Source organism: uncultured Bifidobacterium sp. (genome assembly GCF_959020155.1).
In the GTDB taxonomy this organism is placed as follows: Bacteria; Actinomycetota; Actinomycetes; order Actinomycetales; family Bifidobacteriaceae; genus Bifidobacterium.
In genome coordinates this window covers 1-16,754 of sequence record NZ_CAUERC010000032.1, presented here as the reverse complement: position 1 = coordinate 16,754, position 16,754 = coordinate 1, and the positions used below count along the sequence as shown (strand labels likewise).

Annotated in this window: 16 protein-coding genes and 3 tRNA genes; 11 read left to right on the top strand and 8 right to left on the bottom strand. The window is 58.8% G+C overall.

All coding sequences use genetic code 11. The annotated features are described in order from the left end of the window. Positions 1 to 6 precede the first annotated feature (6 nt). Positions 7 to 1,200 (top strand): cell wall metabolism sensor histidine kinase WalK, encoded by a 1,194-nt coding sequence (locus Q5H31_RS07245; protein ID WP_060662338.1) that lies wholly within the window; start codon positions 7 to 9, stop codon positions 1,198 to 1,200. A gap of 124 nt (positions 1,201 to 1,324) precedes the next feature. Here Q5H31_RS07245 and Q5H31_RS07240 read toward each other — a convergent pair whose 3' ends face one another. After that, positions 1,325 to 1,579, bottom strand: coding sequence for a DUF2530 domain-containing protein (locus Q5H31_RS07240; RefSeq protein ID WP_007052350.1), 255 nt, complete (start codon positions 1,577 to 1,579; stop codon positions 1,325 to 1,327). A 129-nt stretch (positions 1,580 to 1,708) separates the two neighbouring features. After that, complete coding sequence (gene serC, locus Q5H31_RS07235; protein ID WP_007052351.1) at positions 1,709 to 2,851, bottom strand: phosphoserine transaminase; 1,143 nt, start codon at positions 2,849 to 2,851, stop codon at positions 1,709 to 1,711. A 393-nt stretch (positions 2,852 to 3,244) separates the two neighbouring features. Here serC and Q5H31_RS07230 point away from each other — a divergent pair, with 393 nt between their 5' ends. From Q5H31_RS07230 to Q5H31_RS07215, 4 genes are all read left to right on the top strand, one after another. Continuing rightward, complete coding sequence (locus Q5H31_RS07230; protein WP_007052353.1) at positions 3,245 to 4,201, top strand: CHAP domain-containing protein; 957 nt, start codon at positions 3,245 to 3,247, stop codon at positions 4,199 to 4,201. A 212-nt stretch (positions 4,202 to 4,413) separates the two neighbouring features. Then, positions 4,414 to 5,160 carry an NlpC/P60 family protein gene (locus tag Q5H31_RS07225; RefSeq protein WP_302457629.1) on the top strand — a complete coding sequence of 249 codons (747 nt, stop codon included), beginning with the start codon at positions 4,414 to 4,416 and terminating at the stop codon, positions 5,158 to 5,160. 145 nt (positions 5,161 to 5,305) lie between these two features. Next, a complete protein-coding gene (locus tag Q5H31_RS07220; RefSeq protein WP_007053845.1) occupies positions 5,306 to 6,058 on the top strand; it encodes a C40 family peptidase in 753 nt (250 codons plus the stop codon). Positions 6,059 to 6,225: 167 nt separating this feature from the next. After that, on the top strand, positions 6,226 to 7,263 hold the full coding sequence (locus Q5H31_RS07215) for a universal stress protein (protein ID WP_007052357.1): 1,038 nt from the start codon (positions 6,226 to 6,228) through the stop codon (positions 7,261 to 7,263). A 58-nt stretch (positions 7,264 to 7,321) separates the two neighbouring features. On the opposite strand, the gene Q5H31_RS07210 is transcribed toward Q5H31_RS07215, so the two are convergent. Next, positions 7,322 to 7,735, bottom strand: a complete 414-nt coding sequence (locus Q5H31_RS07210; protein ID WP_007052358.1) for an OsmC family protein — start codon at positions 7,733 to 7,735, stop codon at positions 7,322 to 7,324. Positions 7,736 to 7,934: 199 nt separating this feature from the next. Between Q5H31_RS07210 and Q5H31_RS07205 the strand changes: the two genes are divergently transcribed. The 3 genes from Q5H31_RS07205 to Q5H31_RS07195 all read left to right on the top strand — a co-directional run bounded on the left by Q5H31_RS07205 (position 7,935) and on the right by Q5H31_RS07195 (position 10,149). Continuing rightward, positions 7,935 to 8,735 (top strand): thymidylate synthase, encoded by an 801-nt coding sequence (locus tag Q5H31_RS07205; protein WP_081297299.1) that lies wholly within the window; start codon positions 7,935 to 7,937, stop codon positions 8,733 to 8,735. Between the two features lie 109 nt (positions 8,736 to 8,844). Then, entirely contained in the window at positions 8,845 to 9,507 is a 663-nt protein-coding gene (locus tag Q5H31_RS07200) for a dihydrofolate reductase (protein WP_007053847.1), read from the top strand. Positions 9,508 to 9,630: 123 nt separating this feature from the next. Next, on the top strand, positions 9,631 to 10,149 hold the full coding sequence (locus Q5H31_RS07195) for a low molecular weight protein-tyrosine-phosphatase (protein WP_007052361.1): 519 nt from the start codon (positions 9,631 to 9,633) through the stop codon (positions 10,147 to 10,149). 178 nt (positions 10,150 to 10,327) lie between these two features. Here the strand turns inward: Q5H31_RS07195 and Q5H31_RS07190 are convergent, their stop codons facing one another. The 4 genes from Q5H31_RS07190 to trmB all read right to left on the bottom strand — a co-directional run bounded on the left by Q5H31_RS07190 (position 10,328) and on the right by trmB (position 12,802). Beyond that, positions 10,328 to 10,660, bottom strand: a complete 333-nt coding sequence (locus Q5H31_RS07190) for a branched-chain amino acid transporter permease (RefSeq protein WP_007052362.1) — start codon at positions 10,658 to 10,660, stop codon at positions 10,328 to 10,330. Next, the gene (locus Q5H31_RS07185; RefSeq protein WP_032746874.1) at positions 10,657 to 11,460 is read right to left on the bottom strand and encodes an AzlC family ABC transporter permease; all 804 of its coding nucleotides are present in this window, start codon (positions 11,458 to 11,460) and stop codon (positions 10,657 to 10,659) included. The genes Q5H31_RS07190 and Q5H31_RS07185 overlap by 4 nt, the downstream gene beginning before the upstream one ends. Positions 11,461 to 11,755: 295 nt before the next feature. Beyond that, a tRNA-Glu gene (locus Q5H31_RS07180) sits at positions 11,756 to 11,827 on the bottom strand. A 69-nt stretch (positions 11,828 to 11,896) separates the two neighbouring features. Beyond that, a complete protein-coding gene (gene trmB / locus Q5H31_RS07175; RefSeq protein WP_032746875.1) occupies positions 11,897 to 12,802 on the bottom strand; it encodes a tRNA (guanosine(46)-N7)-methyltransferase TrmB in 906 nt (301 codons plus the stop codon). Positions 12,803 to 13,084: 282 nt separating this feature from the next. Between trmB and galE the strand changes: the two genes are divergently transcribed. The 3 genes from galE (at position 13,085) to Q5H31_RS07160 (ending at position 14,519) form a co-directional block, all read left to right on the top strand. After that, entirely contained in the window at positions 13,085 to 14,098 is a 1,014-nt protein-coding gene (gene galE, locus Q5H31_RS07170; RefSeq protein WP_007052365.1) for a UDP-glucose 4-epimerase GalE, read from the top strand. 224 nt (positions 14,099 to 14,322) lie between these two features. After that, positions 14,323 to 14,396, top strand: a tRNA-Asp gene (locus tag Q5H31_RS07165). Between the two features lie 47 nt (positions 14,397 to 14,443). Then, positions 14,444 to 14,519 (top strand) — tRNA-Phe (locus Q5H31_RS07160). A gap of 541 nt (positions 14,520 to 15,060) precedes the next feature. On the opposite strand, the gene Q5H31_RS07155 is transcribed toward Q5H31_RS07160, so the two are convergent. Further along, positions 15,061 to 16,365 carry a class I SAM-dependent methyltransferase gene (locus Q5H31_RS07155; protein WP_131215782.1) on the bottom strand — a complete coding sequence of 435 codons (1,305 nt, stop codon included), beginning with the start codon at positions 16,363 to 16,365 and terminating at the stop codon, positions 15,061 to 15,063. Positions 16,366 to 16,754 lie beyond the last annotated feature (389 nt).

Sequence of the window (16,754 nt, the reverse complement as noted above, 5' to 3'; positions counted from 1 at the left end):
GGGGGCATGACACAGATGCCGCTCGTCGCCGCGATTGCTCTTATTGTCACGGCTGTTTTATTTGTGGTAGGAATCATCACGCTCATCGTGGGATTTGCGACACATCGAGTGTCCATGGAATCGCCGCTGGCCGATGATGACGACAATGACGATCTGTCCGACGACACCGCCACGCTGCTGTCCGTGCTGCCAGGTGCGTCCGTGGTGGTCGACGAGCACGACGAGGTGGTCCGCTGCAATCCCGCCGCCTACCGCCTGGGTGTGGTGTCAGATGACGCCATTGCCCAGCAGCATGTGCTGGATGCCATTCACGAGGCGCGCAAGTCCGGTGGCAAGCGCCAGTTCGACTTGACCACCGATACTCCGGAGCGGTACGTCGCAGACCAGAACAAGGGCGATCACGTCGCCACGCAGTCCGTCCACCGCCCCAACTGGCTGAAGGTGACTGTAGGGCGTATCAACGAGCAGTTCGTCATCGTGTTGATTACCGATGTCAGTGATGTGATTCGTTTCGCTCAAGTGCGTGACTCGTTTATTACCAATGTGTCCGAGCAATTGTTGGGCCCCACTGAGGCTCTGGCCAAACTCGCCGATTCGCTGGAGTCCGGCAATCTGGACGAACAGCAGGTGGCTGCCGACGCTCGCCGGGTGCGTTCCAGCTGCAGCAAGCTCAACCACATGGTGTCTGATTTGCTGCTGCTCATACGCGCGCAGGAGCCGATTACGCCGTCTTCCGCCAACCGACTGAACGTTATGGAACAGCTCAGGGCCACGGCGGCGCGACTGGAGCCGCAGGCAGCCGAGGCTGGCGTGCAGCTGAACATCAAGGGCGACGATGATCTAGTCATCAATGGTGAGGCGGACCAGATCGACAGCGCCGTGACCAAGCTCATCGAAAACGCCATCGGCTATTCCAAGGAAAATGGCGTGGTCAGCGTGTCCGCATCCAAAGACAAGGATGGCGACCGCGCGGTGATTCGCGTGATTGACCAAGGCACGGGCATCGCTAAGAAGGACCAGGCGCGCATCTTCGAGCGGTTCTACCGGGGCGTGGAACAGAGCAATCGCACGGCGGATGGCGTGGGCCTAGGCTTGGCCATCGTCAAGCATGTGGCGCTGACCCATCATGGCGATGTGACCGTATGGAGCGCGCCCGGGCAAGGCAGTACGTTCAGCCTTACGTTGCCGTTGGCGCAGTGAGGTAAGGAATTGGTGGCATGCCTTGCATGCCACCAATGCTGTTTGATGAGCGACCTGCGGCCGCGGTCTCTCCCTCAATCAGCTACGCTGACAGCTCCCGTCATCAGAGGGAGCTTGTGTTGCGTTACTGTCCGAGGCGGCGGTAGTCCCAGCGGTCGAAGTATTCCCAGACCAGCAGTAGCAAGCCAATAATGACGCCGGCCACGCACATAATCACCAACGGCATTACGCTGTAGCCCACGGCCAGCAGAATCAGCACGACAATCAACGCCACAATCCATAGACCGGTACCGATGGCAAACACCTTACGCAGATCCACCCGTACGGGCTTGGGTGCGGGTTTGCGGACGGCAGGGTCAATGAGAGGCGCGAACTTCATACTCATGCACTGTAGTAAGAGTAGGGAGGGGCGTCAAACATCCCTCCCTACGATTTATTCAATCGGCATCAGTTGAGACCGATCAATGTGCATGGCATATATGGTCGGCAATGCGGGGCATATATGCCATCACAGGTGCTCGACCACGTAGTCGACGCACTTGGTGAAGGCCATGACATCAGCCGGTTCCACCGAGGGGAACACGCCAACGCGCAGCTGGTTGCGGCCCAGCTTGCGGTAGCCGGCGGCGTCCACAATGCCGTTCTCGCGCAGGATGGACAGTACCTGAGAGGCCTGGACTCGCTCGTCCAGATCAATGGTGACCACGGCGTTCGAGCGTGCGTCCGCATCGACGACGAACGGAGCGGCGTATTCGGAGCGCTCGGCCCACGAGTACAGGATGGATGCGGACTTGGCGCAACGTGTGGTGGCCCAGGCGAGGCCGCCGTTGTTGTTGAGCCAGCGAATCTGGTTTTCCATCATGATCAGGGTGGCCACGGCGGGCGTATTCAGGGTCTGATCCTTGCGGGAGTTGTTCAGTGCCGTGGTCAGCGAGAGGAACGGCGGCACCCAGCGATGTGCGCCTTCCAGATGAGCGCTTGATTCGACGCCTGCCGCACGATCGATAGCTTCGGGGGAGAGGATGGCGACCCACAGACCGCCATCGGCACCGAAGGCCTTCTGCGGTGAGAAGTAGTAGACGTCGGTCTGGCTGATGTCCACAGGCAAAGCGCCGGCTGCGCTGGTGCCGTCGATGACGGTCAAGGCACCAGCTTCACGACTTCCGGCCACGCGGCGAATCGGGGCGGCCACACCAGTGGAGGTCTCGTTGTGAGCCCAGCAATATGTGTCCACGCCCTCGGTGAGCTCAGGCAGACGGTAAGTGCCCGGCTCGCCGGGGAACAGCACCGGGTCTTCAAGGAAGGGTGCGTTCGCGGCGGACGCGGCGAACTTGGCACTGAACGAGCCATACGTGCCGAATGCGGCGCGACGGGTGATCAGCGAAGCGCAGGCAATCTCCCAGAACGCGCTGGCGCCACCGTTGCCAAGCGCCACCTCATACCCTTCAGGCAGGTGGAAGAACTCGCGCAGACCTTCACGAATCGAAGCGACCAGTTGCTTGACTGGTGCCTGGCGATGTGATGTGCCAAGCAGGGTGGTGGCGCCGGCGTCGAGCGCGGCGATCTGTTCGGGGCGGATTTTGCTGGGGCCGGAGCCGAAGCGACCATCTTCGGGCTTCAGCGACTCGGGAATACTCAGTGTGATAGTCATGGTTTCAAGGGTAGACCAGTGTTGGGGAATATCGCGGATAATGCTCGGTGTGCGGGATTACTGCGGGGTTACTGCGGAATTCCGGGGTGCCGGGCGGCAGTGGTGGCAATGCGGAATGCAGTGCAGAATGTACGCAGCACATCATGGTTACGGTGTGTCGGAATGACATGAGTTAGTGATTCTTCCGATAACCGGATAGTGAGGTTCGTGAACGGGCGGAAACAAGGCAGTTTTTTCACCCGGCCGCACGGTTACGTAAATCGTTTGACACACCCGGATGGTGGGGGATCACATTGAGGATTGACCTCTGTTCGTTGTACAGTACTCAATTGTGACGGTCATACGAGGTCATCGAAATGACCCCGCCGAACCCATCCAAGGAGTTAACGTAGTATGAAGCATGCTTCGCATAAAGCGACCACGGTCTCGCGCCAGAAGTTCAGCTTAGCGAAGGCATTGTTTGCCTCCGGCAAGGGTTCTCATTCCGTTCGTGCTGTGCGTGCGGTGCAATCCGCTGGTAGCGACGCCGTTGTTTTGGGGCTTGATCCGGCCATTGCCGAGAAGATCAACGAAATCGCTCCCCAGACCCGCCGTTCCATTCGTGAGGCCGCTCGTGCCGCTGAACGCCGTAGCCATATTCTTGCCTCGGCCTCACTGGCCGCTCTGGTCGGCACGGCCGCAGGTGCTCTCGCGTTTTCCAACAATGAAGACGCCACGAACTCGTTCGTGGCTGATCCGGCCACGACGACCACGCAGATTAAGCGCATCAGCGATGTGACTGCGGCTTCTCGTTCCGAAGCGCGTACTGATTTGAGTTCATCCTCCGTTACCGCACAGTCCACCAATGAAGGCGGCTGGGGGCTGAGCAATTCAGACAGCACCTTGGACGCCAAGCTGATGAATCGCAATAATGCGAACAATCCTGTGGTGTCGGCTCTCGTGGATGCCGATGGCGATGCGGTGCCGGCTGGCTTCAACCCGAACCATGCCGTTGGCACCAACTCCAACAACTATCCGTGGGGTCAGTGCACGTGGTACGCGTACCAGCGTCGTGCCGAACTGGGCCTGCCTTCCAGCGGCAACTTCGGCAATGGTGGCGCGTGGGCGGCGTCAGCTTCCGCTCTGGGCTATTGGGTGGACAACACTCCTCGCCATGTCGGTGATGCTGTGGTGTTCGCTCCTGGCCAGGCCGATGCCGATGGCGCGTACGGCCATGTTGCCGTTCTGGAAAAGATCAATGCCGACGGCTCCATTGAGATCTCCGAATCCAATGCCAAGGGATTGGGTGTGATTTCGACCCGTACGTTCAGCGCCGCCGAAGCCGGTAAGTTCCAGTACGTTCACTACTGATTCATTTCATTGGCTTACATTCGGTGATTACTGTTCGGATGTGACGTCGCCCTATCGGCAATCGTTCGCGCGAAATGACATTTCAAGTGTTGCGGCCGCGTATTAGTCCGAACTGACCTGTGCCGACACGCCGATATATCCCAATAGCTCCGGGGTGTTTTATTTCTTCCATCCTGTACGAGTTAATGCGCACCGTGTAGGGTGATGGTTCTATGAAGACCAAAACTGTAGCTTCTTCCATTGTTGCCGCGATTGTCTCCTGTGCCTGCTTGTTTATGTTTGTTCCTACAGCAACTGCAGCTGAGGGTGTTACTGTGACTTCCACCAAGTCCTTCCCCTCGTACACCCAGGTGCGCAAAGATCTGACGACTGAAGCCACTGCCACGAGCGTTGAGGACAATGCTGATTGGGGCGGCATTGAGAACCTCGATGTGCCGCAGACGGAATCTCCGGCGGAAAAGGATGCCGCAGCGGCCAAGAAGGCTGCCGAAGAGGAGGCCGAGAAGCAGGCGGAGGTCGAGGCTCAGGCGACCCAGGAGCAGGCCAACGCCGCGAGCCGTAATGAGTCTCGCTCTTCTGTTACTTATTCCGATGCCAGTGGTTCGGTTTCCGCTGGTGCCGGTGCCTCTATCGACCGTGCGTATTCTTTGATCGGACAGAGCATGGACTGCACCGCATTGGTCAGTCAAGCGTTGGCGGCCCGTGGCATTAACTTCCACGGTTGGCCTGAAGAGTACGTCAATGTTCCTGGTGGCCACGTAGTCACAGACGGATCCCTGCAGCCGGGCGATATTCTGATTTATGCCAACACCGGTGGATGGAACGGTGGTGCACACTACGATCATGTGGCGTTGTATGTCGGCAACGGTCAGGCGGTCCATGGTGGATGGAATGGCTATAGCGTGGCTCTCGCTAGTGCCATGACCGAAAAGCTCACCATCGTGGTGCGTATCCCGTGATGCAGTCTTATTGATTGATTTATTGCAGGCCTCGGATGCCGATCGGTATCCGAGGCCTGTTGCGTTCTCCTGCCGAATGATGCACCCGCGACATCATCTTCGAAATGCTATTCCTGTTATGAAATCGACCCATGTGTGCTAGTGTATGGCGTTGATGATGAGCGTTAAGACTATTATTTCCACATCAGTGGCGATTATCGCCACGGGTGCCATGTTTGCGTGCGTAGCCCCGTTTGCCTCTGCCGATTCCGCGCAGACGAGTGCTGTGGTGTCCTCACGTTCTTTCCCGAAGGCGAGTTCGGTGAAGAAGAATTTGTTCGCCGAATCCACCTCCACCTCGGTTGATGAGAACTCTAAATGGGGTGGCATCGAGACTCTTGATGTGCCACAGACCGAGTCTCAGGGCGAGAAGGAAGCTGCTGCAGCGGCGGCGGCTCAGAAAGCCGCTGATGAAGCTGCTGCAGCCCAGTCCGCTGCTGCTGCGGCAGCCAGCCGCTCTGAACAGCGTGCGTCGATTCCACAGGTTGACTTGGGTAAAATGACTGGCACTGGCACTGGCGCTGAGCTTGCTAGCTTCTCACTGAAGTTCCAAGGCTATCCGTATGTTGCCGGCGGCAACACTCCGGCAGGATGGGATTGCTCCGGTTTTGTGCAGTACGTCTTCTCCCAGTTTGGCATCTCCCTGCCTCGTACCTCTGGTGCTCAAGCCACCGTGGGTACTCCGGTCGCAAGCTTGGCGGATGCCAAGCCGGGTGACATTCTTGCGAATGGTACTCATGCGGCCATTTACATCGGTAACGGACAGGTGATGAATGCTATGAACCCGGTGCAGGGAACGGCAGTAAGCGACGTTTCCGTATTCGGTGGAGCTGGATATTCCATTCGCCGCGTGATGTGACAAGAATTATGCGGTAAGCGAATTCGTATTAAGGCACGTCCTTTGGGGTGTGCCTTTTTCGTATACGCGGATTTCTTTTTGAGCGGAGGATACCGGCCAAACCGAGTGTCGCGGGGTATTGTTGAGATACGCGGTATTCGTGCCGCAATAACTTCAAGGAGGTCGTCATGATTAACGACAAGGCTATTCTCGTCGGCGTTGACGGGTCGCATGCCAGTTACAAGGCAACATGGTGGGCCGCGAATTATGCAAAGCACGCGGGGCTGACGCTGCAGATTGTCTGCGCATATTCCCTGCCGAGCTATGCCGCCGTTTCGTTCGATGCCACTTACACGGCGATGGGGGACGATAACGCCGCGCATTCCGATGCTCAGGAGATTCTGTCCAAGGCCAAGGCCATCGCAGACGAGCAGGGCGTCGAAGCCGCCACACTGATTGTTACCGGAGATCCGGCATCGGTGTTCGTCGAATTGTCTCGTAACTACAATCTGATCGTCATTGGCAACCGTGGCAAGGGCGGTCTGGCCGAGCGCCTGCTGGGCACTACGTCCTCATCGCTGCCGGCATATGCTTACTGCCCGATTGTGGTGGTGCCGTACACCGATGATGACGGTAACCTGATGCACCTGAACAACACGATCACCAAGGTGGCCGTCGGCTCCGACGAATCCAAGTGGGGTCTGAAGGCGCTGGACATTGCCGCCGACTTCGCCACGTGCTGGGGTGCGGAACTGGACGTGATTTCCGCTGTGCCGAACCTGAAGGGTGTGGACGGCGAGGACGCCGTCATGGAGTCCTACAAGGACGATCTTGAGGTGCGCATCAAGCCGTTGCAGGAATCGCATCCTGATCTGAAGATCAACAAGCAGATCGTTTCCGGCCCGGCCGTGAGCGCCCTGACCAAGGCCAGCTACGATCACGATGTGGTTGTTGTCGGCTCCCGTGGTCGCGGCGGCTTCACTGGCTTGCTGCTGGGCTCCACCAGCCAGGGCCTGCTGCAGCATGCGGTCGGCCCGGTGTACGTGGTGCCACGCAAGTATGTTGAGGCCGCGGAATCGCGTCTCGACACCGTGCCGAGCTCGCCCGCCGAAGTGCCTACCAAGTCGCTGGAGGAGATTGCCGGCGTCGAGGAGATTCCGGTGTCCGCAGCCGAGCCCGAAGTCGCCCAGCAGATCGAAAAGACCATCGATCCCGATCGCCAGTAAAGTCCGAATATACGGAAAGAGGCTCCCGCCAGGGAGCCTCTTCAATTTATATCCCGTCTCAGTGCTTGACGGTGACGTTCATGCGCACCGGGGTCTCCTGCACGTAGGTGTGCTTGACCGTGCAACCCTTGTCGATATGGCGGGTGACGCGCTCCTTGAGCTTGTCGGCATCCTCCTCGGACAGACCGGCGTCGGAAGCATCAATCACCACCTGCTCCTCGAAACCGGTGTAGGCGTCGTTCTCAGGGTCGTACGTGCCATCCACCACAATCTTGGCACCCTTGCCCTCACCCAGCGTATGTTCGATGGCGAACTGGCTGGACAGCGCGGCGCAACCGGCCAGCGCGACCTTCATCAGATCGCCCGGCGTGAACTGGCCACGATCCTTGCCGAACTTAATGTGTGCGCCATCGTCGCTGAACGCATCCCACGAACCGTCCTTGTTACGCTCAACCCACAGTCGCTTACCCATAGCTGCTCCTTTATTTTCAGCCGCCGGCGATCTGGCCCATCGCCATGCCAGCGGGGGAGCGCGGCACCTGGCCGCTCTCCCGCATCAGTGGACTTCTCTATTATGCCCCTAAGCTACACTGGTGCACATGGCTTTGACCGAAGAACAACTCGCAGATATTCGCTCCCGTATCCCCGCACGTCCCGAAACGGACATTCCGATGCCCTATGAGGACCTGGTGCGCAAGATCCTGACCGAAGGCACGCTGAAGTCCGATCGCACCGGCACCGGCACGATTTCCCTGTTCGGCCAGCAGATGCGCTTTGACCTGTCGAAGTACTTCCCGTTGCTGACCACCAAGACCGTGTTCTTCAAAGGCCTGGCCTATGAGCTGCTGTGGTTTTTGAAGGGTTCCTCCAACATCAACTGGCTGCTGGAGCACAACGTGCATATTTGGGATGAGTGGGCGGACGAGAACGGCGATCTGGGCCCGGTCTATGGCGTGCAGTGGCGTTCCTGGCCCGCGCCGACCCCCGAGGACCCGAATCGCACCATCGACCAGATCTCCAATGTGCTCGACCTCATCAAGCATCATCCGGATTCGCGCCGCATGATCGTCTCCGCGTGGAATCCGGCCGAGGTGGAGAAGATGGCGTTGCCGCCCTGCCACGCGCTCTTCCAGTTCTACGTGGCCGACGACAAGCTAAGCTGCCAGCTGTACCAGCGTTCCTGCGACATGTTCCTCGGCGTGCCGTTCAACATCGCCTCCTACTCGCTGCTCACCATGATGATGGCGCAGCAGACCGGGCTCAAGCCGGGCGAATTCGTCTGGACCGGCGGCGACTGCCATGTTTATGACAACCACGTCGACCAGTTCCTTGAGCAGCTGGGCCGCAAGCCCTACCCGTACCCGACCATCGAGATCCGTAAGGCCGATTCCCTGTTCGACTACCAGTATGAGGACTTCAAGGTCGTCGGCTACCAGCATCACCCCACTATTAAGGCACCTGTTGCGGTCTGATGCTGATTACCATTTCGTGGACAGTGAAGACTGTGAAGGTGACGGCCCCCGAGTCTTCGCTGTCCACTACACTAAGGCCCAGTTCCGCAATCCAGGAGGAGTAAGCGAAATGGAGCATGACAGTAGCCGTAGCGGCTATCACGAACCCGAGCCCGGATCTGCCGGGCTGTCTGCCACTGAAGAAGACTGGGGTGACGATTATCCCAAGACCTTCTCGGTGAATCTTATCTGGGCCGAAGCCCGTGACAAGGAAGGTCGCGCCGGTGCCATCGGCCTCAATGGTGGCATGCCTTGGCACTGTGCCGAGGATATGAAGCATTTCAAGGAGCTGACCGTCTCCCATCCGGTGATTATGGGTCGTAAGACCTGGGAATCGCTGGGGGGCAAGTACCGGCCGCTGCCCAACCGCGACAACATCGTCGTTTCCCACGATCCGATGTACCGTGCGCCGGGGGCCACTGTGGTCACCAGTCTTGACGACGCGCTCGATATGGCCCGTCAGGAGGCGATTCCGGACGACGGTCTGGACCGTTCGGAGATTTGGATCATCGGCGGCGCCCAGTTGTTCGCCGAGGCTTTGCCGTTCGCGGACAAAGCCTATGTGACTGATCTGGCCGCCACCGTGGATGCCGACAGCTACGCGCCCGATATGGCGTCGCTGGTCGAGGCCGGGATGTGGCGGGAAGCCGAAGTGGGCGAGTGGCATACGCCCGCCAAGGAGGAGTCCGGCATCGATTCCTATCGTTTCCGTATCTTGGCCAAAACCAAGTAAGCATGCGAATCCGGCTTATGCCCTTTATAGCGGCATGAGCCGGATTCATATTCATTCGACCCCAACAATACAGTCGGGCCGTGTGCGGCCCGGTGAAGCCCGATTGAGGATTGATTCAAAGCTATGAGCAATACCCAGCCCTACACCGTAATGACCGTCTGCACCGGCAATATCTGCCGTTCGCCTATGGGTGAGATCATTCTGCGTCACTTCTTTAATGAGCGCGGTCTTGGCGACCAGGTGAACGTGGAATCCAGCGGTGTGTCCGACGAGGAGTGGAGCCACCCGATCGACCCGCGTGCCGTGCGCGTGCTACGCGAACGTGGCTATGGTGATGAGATTCCGCGTGACCACTTCGCACACCGCATCTCGCGTGAGGAAATCGACCGTACCGACCTGTTCCTGCCGATGACCGCCTCCCACATGCGCGCCCTGCTGCGCATGCTGCCGGCCGGCAAGCGCGCCGAAGTGCACATGTACCGCAGCTTCGACCCGAATCTGCCCAAGCCGAAGCCCGGCCGCGAAGATCAGATCGATCTGGTGGACCCGTGGTACGGCGGCAAGCACGAGTTCGAGGTCGCCATCGACCAGATTGAGGAAGTCGCCCCGTACATCGTCGATTGGGTGGCGAAGCAGCTGTAGGAATCGGCCTGTGGCCGATGCTGTGTGTTTCGCAGTCTTACGACTGCGGGTCTCTACCTCCGTCACCGCTTCGCGGTGCCGCCTCCCTCGTCAGAGGAAGGTACAGAAGATTACCTCCCTCTGTAAGGGAGGTGCTGAGCATAGCGAAGCGGAGGGAGAGACTAACGAGTCGGGTGCCTCAGAACACCAGTTGCACCAGCAACATATATACAATTGTGCCGCCGGCGATTGAAAGCAGCATATTGCGTTTCCATACGTGCAGCAGCACGATGACGGTGCAGGCGATGAGTTCCGGAAGGCCGTGTGAACCGGTCAGAATCGGGGTGTTGCGCAGTGCGTATACCACCAGTAGACCGGTCATCGCATAGGGCAGGACCTGGCCGAAATACTCGATGATGCGCGGCGGCTGCTTGGACTCGGGAAACACCAGAAACGGCAGAAAACGGGTGCACATCGTGCCCAGCACCACCGTCACGATAGTGATTGCGCCTTGCCAGATGGTCATCGTCATCGCGTCTGTCCTTCCTTCTGCTGGTCCGCTGCGTGGCTCATGGCATGGTTTGCCGTGGCTTCCGGGGCGTCGGCGGCTGGCCGCAACACGTCCAGATGCGGGCGCAACGCGACGAACAGTATCAGCATGGCGATCATCGAGGGAATCATGAAATCATTGGCCCCGAATATCAGCAGGCAGGCCAGTGATGTCAGCACACCGATGACGGCGGACAGTCGCTCGCGATGCTTGCCGTCGAGCCACTGATCGAGGAAAATCACCAGAAACAGCGCGGTCAGTACGAAATCAAGACCGTCGGTATTGAACGGCAGATGCGCGCCGATCAGCCCGCCCAGTGTGGCGCCGGTCACCCAATACAGCTGATTGCACAGCGTAACCCAGAAGTAGAACCAGCCACGGTCGATGCCGGCGGGGATTTTCGCGGTGGAGTTGATGGCAAAAGTCTCGTCGCACATACCGAAAATCAGGTATGGGCGCTTCCAGCCGAGCCCTTTGAATTTGCCGAGCATGGATAGTCCATAAAACAGGTGACGGGCGTTGACCATCAGGGCCAGCAGAAAGCCGGCGAGTGGGTTGAACGCGGAGAGCAGCAGATTCACCGTGACGAATTCCATTGAACCGGCGAAGATGAACGCGCTCATACACATCGGCCATACGAAGGAGAAGCCTTTGGTGCCCATGAGAATGCCATACGAGGCGCCGAGAAACAGGAACCCCAGGCAAATCGGTATGGTCAGCGGAAACGCCGCTTTGAGCGCCGGCAGCCAGGCGTTGGTGTTGGCGTTGGCGGTGTCTGCCATGTGGATGATGTTCTCCTTGTACAACTGGTCTGCCGGCCGATGTTCGCCGATGATGCCATATGCGGTTATACACGCATGGTGTCGATAAACGGGGTGAGGGTGGCGTCGGGACCCTGTGCGCGAAGTCACAGTGTGGAGGATGTCACATCGTCTACGGTGGGATAGTCCTTGTGGCGGGCGCGAACACGTGCTGAGATGAAACCATGAGCACATATCAAGCGGGCCGAATGCTTTCAGACCTGGTCCCGCGAATACGAAAAGACCTCGGTCGCTATGACCGAGGTCTTTAGTGAAGTACCCCCAGAGAGAGTCGAACTCTCGTTGTCAGATTGAAAGTCTGGTGTCCTAACCGTTAGACGATGGGGGCGAACAACTCGAATTACTTTACGGGAGGTTGTTCGGTTATGCAAATCGACGGCATTTCGGCGTGTCGCAATCAGTTCAGGGTAACGGCCTGATAGGTGAAGTCGTGGATCACGCGGCCGGCGGCCAGGCCCTTCTTCTCGAAGTTGGTGAGCACGCGGCCCTCGAATCGCTCGGATTCGGTGAAGTCGGCGTGCGGCATGTCGGCGGCCATGTCGGCATTGCCCTTGCCCACGTGCTCCAGCGGCAGGCTGACGGTTACGCTGCCCAGGTTCTTCCAGCCATCGAGGCCGTCCATCACCTCGTGCACGTGCAGGGCATAGTCCTCGATGTCGGTGGCGATACGCCAGACGCCGTCTGTGGCCAGCGCGCGATGGATGTCGCCGGCCATGGCCTTCTGCACGATGCGGCGCTTGTGGTGCTTCTTCTTGGGCCAAGGGTCGGGGAAGAAGGTCCATACCTCGGCCACGGTGCCGGCCGCGGTCACCTTGAACAGCTCGGGCGCATTGACCTGGGCCACGCGAATGTTGGTCAGCCCCTGCTTGCCGGCGAGCAGCAGCGTGTGGGCCACGCCGGGGTCATAGACCTCTAGAGCAAGGAAGTTCGTCTCCGGGTGGGCTGCGGCTGCTGCCACCACGTTTTCTCCCTGCCCGGTGCCGATTTCCACAATGAGCGGATTATCGTTGCCCCATGCGGACTCCACGAACGCGCGGTCGAGCGTGACGCCTTCGCGCACGTCCAACAGGTTGCCGGCCGCAATATCCAACAGATATGTGCCGGCATAGTTGTCCCATGCGCGCTGCAGGCGATCGTCCAAACGTCCGGAGCGGCGTACGAAGGAGAGCACCTTGTGCAGGGGGTGCGCCGGTGCCTCGGTGTGGTCTGTGCCCATCGCGGCGACGGGATCGATTGCTGTGGATTCGGGATTGGTCATATATTCCTCGGATTTTCCTTGTGCGCCGCACCGCTGTTCATTCATTAGGTCGATTTGGCGTTCATTAGGTAGGTGGTGTGCGATACCAACCACCATATCAAGCCGTTTACCCGGTGTCCGTGCGGGCCGGCTCCGGGCCGACCTACCTAATGAACGCCAAATCGACCTAATGAATGCAGATATTGCCGGACGACACCACCGTTTTGTGCGATTATGTTCGTGTGATATACTCAAATTGTTTCAAAAGGTAACAAAGCGGACCAAAAGTGAACAGCCGCTGAACTCCCCACGGCCGACACTTGCAACCCGCACAAGGAAAGGTCAACTATGACAGTTCTCGTCACCGGCGGCTGCGGCTACATCGGCGCTCATGTCGTTCACGCACTCCATCAGGCCGGCGAAAAGGTCGTTGTCGTCGACGATCTGAGCTACGGCAAGCCCACTCGCATCGAAGGCTCCCGCCTGTACGGCATGGATATCGCCGCCCCGGGCGCCGGTGAGCGTTTGGCCGAAATCCTCGATGCCGAAGGCGTCGACTCCGTGATCCACTTTGCCGCTCGCAAGCAGGTCGGCGAATCCGTGGAGAAGCCGCTGTGGTACTACCAGCAGAACATCAACGGCATGCTCAACGTGCTCACCGGCATGACCCAGTCCAAGAACGCCAAGAAGCTCGTCTTCTCCTCTTCCGCCGCCACCTATGGTGTGCCGCCGGTCGATGTGGTGCCTGAGGACGTCGTCCCGATGCTGCCGATCAACCCCTACGGCCAGACCAAGCTGTTCGGCGAGTGGATGGCACGCGCCTGCGAGCAGCCGTTCGGCATCCGCTTCTGCGCGCTGCGCTACTTCAACGTGGCCGGCTGCGGTCCGGTGGAGCTTGAGGATCCGGCCATCCTGAACCTCATCCCGATGCTGTTCAATCGCCTCAAGCAGGGCAAGGCTCCCGCCATCTTCGGCGACGACTACCCGACTCCGGACGGCACCTGCGTGCGCGACTACATCCACGTCTCCGACTTGGCCGACGCCCACATCGCCGCCCTCAAGTACCTCGACCGTGACGAGCGCAAGTACGACGCCTTCAACGTCGGCACCGGCGAAGGCACCTCCGTGCGCCAGATCGTCGACGAAGTCAAGAAGGTCACCGGTCTGCCGTTCACCGAGGCTGTCATGGCCCGCCGCGCCGGCGACCCGCCGCACCTGATCGGCTCCCCGAAGCGCATCAACGAGGAGATGGGCTGGCATGCCAAGTACGACGTGGAAGACATCGTCAAGTCCGCGTGGGATGCCTGGCAGGCCAACCCCGAACACCACATCGACGTCGACACCTGGAAGCAGGCTGACTGAGATTGACGGTCACTTTGCGGTGGATGCCGCGAAGCGTTTCCGTCCATAAGGGCGTGGCCGGGGTTCCGGTCGCGCCCTTCGTCGTTTTGTGGATGTTTGTGACAGACGTGTTCGCGTGCTGGTGATAGCAAAAACCTTGAAATTATGCGGAACACGCCGAAGTTTGCATGACTGGCGAATTTCAGTAATATATACATCTGTTGCCTCACGCAAGTGAGAACAATGGCCCCGTAGCTCAGTTGGTTAGAGCGCCGCCCTGTCACGGCGGAGGTCACCGGTTCAAGTCCGGCCGGGGTCGCTGGAATGGTTATGAAGCCCGGATTATCCGGGTTTTTGACTGTTCATGGCTCTGTAGCTCAGTTGGTAGAGCGAGCGACTGAAAATCGCTAGGTCAACGGATCGACGCCGTTCGGAGCCACCATAATGAAGCCCCGCCTTGTGCGGGGCTTTTGCATATCCGTCGCGTACCTACTCCGGCGGGGGTTATAGGCCAAAATGGCGGGCTGGCCGGTCAATGCAAAGGCTCGCGTTCGCCAACAACTGTCTTCCTCGCCGCAACTACGCACGCCAACAGCACCAATGCGAACATCGGGTTAGGGTTAAATAAAGAAACGTGGGTCTTATCCGCGCGTGTCATGGTCGGTGCGATCGTCCGCCCCAGCCGTTTCTGGGGCTGTGGCGCTCATAGAGTCAGTATTGCAGAAAAAGCACCTGCGAAATGCGCGTGCGAAGGGAATCGTGTGGGACGGCACGTGATTTTGCCGATTTTCGACGTGCCGTCCCACAGCGTTCGAAGAACGCCCTCAGAGCTGAGGGCAAAGAACGGCTCTATTCTGCGGTTCTCGGCTTATGTCATGCGGGATAGCAGATACGTCAAACGATTGATGTATCTGCTATCCCACACTTCTGTGGGACGGCAGATGAACAATGGTAAAAACCGCGTGCCGTCCCACAAAAAGGAATCAGGCCTGCCACCATTGGCGCAGGGGGTACCACTTGCCGTCCGGGTGGCCCACACGATCCGGCTTGACGGCCAGGAACTGGTGGATCTGGATGCCGTCGAGCTCGAAGTTCAGAGCGCAGGCGGCCATGTACATACCCCATACCTTGGCGCGTTCAAAGCCGACCTGCTTGACCGCGTCGTCCCAATGCTCGGAGAGGTTCTGGTTCCAGTGATGCAGGGTGAGTGCATAGTGCTGGCGCAGGTTCTCCTGATGCACCACGTTGAAGCCGGCGTCATGGATGCACGATTCGATGAAGCCGGGCGCGCCGAGATCACCGTCCGGGAAGATGTAACGGTCGAGGAATTCGTCGGTACCGGGCTTGCCGTGAGGCTTGTCATGGCTGATGGTGATCTGGTGGTTCAGCAGTCGGCCCATCGGCTTCAGAAGGCGGAACATCTCTTCGAAGTAGCTCTGGTAGTTCTTGACGCCTACGTGCTCCATCATGCCGATCGAGCAGATACCGTCGAAGTCGTGCTCAGGCACCTCGCGGTAGTCCTGCACACGCACTTCGGCCAGATCCTGCAGCCCTTCACGGGCGATCCATTCGTTGGCGTACGCGGCCTGTTCCTTGGAAAGGGTGACGCCGAGCGCCTTGATGCCGCGACGGGCGGCGGTGATGACCATCGAACCCCAGCCGCAGCCGATGTCCAGTAAGCGCTGGCCGGGCTGCAAGTCCAGTTTGTCGAGAATCAGGCGCAGTTTGTTGGCCTGTGCGTCTTCAAGGCTCATGTGTTCGTTGTCGAATACCGCGCAAGTGTACGTCATGGAGGGGCCGAGGAAGTCGGCGTAGAACTCGTTGGACATGTCGTAGTGGAAGCTGACGGTTTCCGAATCGGCCTTTTCGGTGTGCGGCATCAGGCCACGCTTGATACGGGCGAACTTGCTCGGGCCCTCGGTAGCGGGCACCGGCGGCTTCTTGAAGCCATGGCTCAGGATGCCGGCAGATACGCGGGCAATTGATGTGGGAGTGAGTGGGCGAACGTATTTGGACAGCGACACCAGCTTGCGCATCGCCGGATACGGGTCGGCGTAGTCAATGCCGTCCACGTCGAAATCGCCCAGAATGTATGAGCGCACGATGCCGATTTCATTCGGGTGCGCGAGCAGCTGGTACATGCAGTTCGGCGTGGCGATTTTGACCTTCAAATCCGCGTCTGCCGGGCCGAAATGCGAGCCGTCGAAAGCGTCGATACGAACGGGAGTGGCGGGGTCGAGAAACAGGGACGCCATCTCGCCGACCGTCATAGCCTTGCCATTTGCCATTATCTACCTCATTCTCTTATGATGATCACCCCAACTGTCGAGGTATCTTAGTCCTCTTCAGGAGACTGAAACCGTTGAATACACCATCTGGTGAACCAGTTCGCGTTCGGCTGATGAAGCACGAATGGAATTAGGCATCTCGCATATTGATTGCGCTACGCGCGAAGTAAGCGGATGAGAGACGAGTTTCTCGGAGAACGTCAGATGACTCCGGAAACGGTTTTATCGTTGAGATTTCGGGCGATGGAACTGGTTTGGTCAATGGACAATAATTCGACAAGTGCGGAATTCCGCCATTTCTTGCCATTATTTTCAGTGTTGTTCTTTCAGCGTGTTCCCGGATTCAACTTGTAAGTGCAACGGCTGGTTTCGGGTCGGCTTGTTTTGAT